This window comes from Pseudomonas sp. CM25 (genome assembly GCF_013179705.1).
GTDB lineage: Bacteria > Pseudomonadota > Gammaproteobacteria > Pseudomonadales > Pseudomonadaceae > Aquipseudomonas.
In genome coordinates this window covers 1-1,186 of the sequence record NZ_JABMCW010000656.1, presented here as the reverse complement: position 1 = coordinate 1,186, position 1,186 = coordinate 1, and the positions used below count along the sequence as shown (strand labels likewise).

General features: G+C 64.8%; 1 pseudogene. It reads right to left on the bottom strand.

Going from position 1 to position 1,186, the window contains the following annotated elements:
* Nucleotides 1–1,186, bottom strand: a pseudogene (mcpA, locus tag HP546_RS30425) (methyl-accepting chemotaxis protein McpA); the annotation flags it as partial.

Sequence of the window (1,186 nt, the reverse complement as noted above, 5' to 3'; positions counted from 1 at the left end):
GCGCCGCTGGCATGCTGGGAGGCATCGGCGGCGTTGCGGGCGATTTCCTGGGTGGCGGCACCCAGTTCGTTGATTGCCGCAGCCACGCTGTTGGTGCGCATGCTCTGCTCTTCAGAGCCGCTGATCGACGCGTTGGAGGCGCTGACCACTTTCTCCGACAGGTCATGCACCAGGCGGGTGGCGGATGACACTTCGCTGATGGACGCATGGATCCGTTCGACAAAGCGGTTGAACGAGGTCGCCAGTTCGCCGAACTCGTCCTTGTTCTGCACGGCCAGGCGACGCGTCAGGTCGCCTTCGCCCTCGGCGATGTCGCGCATGGCGCGGCCCATGGTGGTCAGCGGGCTCATCAGTACCGGAATCAGCAGGCCGAGCAGGCCGGCGATGGCCGCGACGGCAATCAACATGGCAATGATCGCCGAGGTGCGGAACTGGCTGAGCGCGGCGTAAGCCTTGTCCTTGTCGATCGACAGGCCGATGTACCACTGCGCCGATGGCAGGCCGGCCACAGGGGCGAAGGAGATGATGCGGTCCTGGCCATCGAGGGTGACATCCTGCATGCCGGCGGCAACCCGCAGGTTGCTGCCCGGGTAGATGTCCTTGAGGTTTTTCATCACCTGGTCTTTGTTCGGGCTGACGATCACCTGGCCATTGCTGTCGGCCAGGAAGGCGTGGCCGATGCCGCCGAAATCGACCGAGTTGATGATCTCGACCAGGGTGTCGAGGGTCACGTCGCCACCGACCACACCGATCAGCTGGCCATTGTCGCTGCTCTTGACCGGCGTGGCGATGGTTACCATCAGGCCGCCGACCGCGCCCTGGTAGGGGGCCGTCAGCACCGTCTGCCCGGCGCTGGCTGCGGCGCCATACCAAGGGCGCTGGCGCGGGTCGTAACCGGCGGGCATCTGGGTATCCGGGCGCTGGGTGAACACACCGTTGGCCTGGCCCAGGTAGGTGAACAGGAAATTACGCGTGTAGGAAGGCTGCTCGATCAGGCCGGCCAAGGTGTCGCCGGCGCCTTGCTGGCCGATGTCCTGGGCCAGGTTTTCCAGCACCAGGATGCGCCCGCTCATCCAGTTCTGCACGCTGCTGGCGGTCAGGGCACCGGATTGCTCCACCGAGGCTTCGATGTTCTGGCGGATGGTGTTGCGTTGCAGGTAGTCGTTGTAGAGCGTGAACAGGGCAA